The organism is Alcanivorax sp. HI0044, assembly GCF_001634945.1.
In genome coordinates this window covers 1-992 of record NZ_LWEZ01001601.1, presented here as the reverse complement: position 1 = coordinate 992, position 992 = coordinate 1, and the positions used below count along the sequence as shown (strand labels likewise).

The window sequence follows — 992 nt, the reverse complement described above, 5'->3', positions numbered from 1 at the left end:
AGCACCACAGCGGAGTCGGCAATGCGCCCGGTGAGTACGATGTCTGCGCCGGCATCCAGTGCCGCTTTGATGGGCAGGGCGCCCAGGTAGGCGTTCATGGTGACCGTCATGGGGGGCAGGGGGGCGCCGCTGTCCAGTTCGGTTACATCGGCAAAATCGTTGCGGCGTGTATTCAGGTCGTCCCCTTCTACCAGGGCGATCTTCATTTCCACGCCGGCGGCCGTAAACGCTTTTTGCAGGGCATCGCGGCAGGCACGGGGGTTCACGCCCCCGGCGTTGCTAATCACCTTGATGTTTTTCGCCTTGATGTCCTTGGCGAGAGGGGCCATCACATTGGTGACAAAGTCATGGGCATAGCCGGCGTTGGGGTCTTTCATCCGCGCCCCGGCCATGATCGACAGGGTGACTTCGGCCAGGTAGTCGAACACCAGGTAGTCCAGCTTGGTCTGGTGAACCAACTGGAAGGCAGCACTGTTGGTATCGCCCCAGAATCCGGCGGCACAGCCGATGCGAACAGGCTCTGACATGGTGGCTCCATTTGCGTGTGAATTCATGGTCTCGTAAGCTACCAAGCAAGCGCTTGGTTTGTAAAGGGCCTGGAGGGTCGACGGCGCATTTATTCGAATGCCGCTGTAGGAGCTTGCTTGCAAGCGAACCGTGCGTCAGCACAGCCTCAATCGAGGCATATCTCCGGGCTTGACGTCGGAGCAATCTGGCATTCCAGATTTCTTGGACGTTTTTTTGAAAGCATGAAAGGAAACGTCACCGATTTCCTCGCTTGGGCTCGGTTCGCTTGCAAGCAAGCTCCTACAGTTTTATCGGAGCAGGGTGGTGGCGCTGCCCTTGCAGCTTGCAGACCGGAGTCGGGATAATGCCCCTATACAAAAAAGAGGATAGCAATGGCTGAGTCACTGGCAATTAATGGAATCGATGATTCTCCCCGCGGGCGTCTGCTCAGTGCCGCGGCTCACCTGTTTCGGGATAAGGGGTTC

Annotated in this window: 1 protein-coding gene; it reads right to left on the bottom strand. The window is 57.8% G+C overall.

The window, feature by feature from the left end; genetic code table 11:
* On the bottom strand, positions 1 to 527 hold a 527-nt coding region (locus tag A3730_RS24205), incomplete at its 3' end, for an acyclic terpene utilization AtuA family protein (RefSeq protein ID WP_156501330.1).
* Positions 528 to 992: the final 465 nt, after the last annotated feature.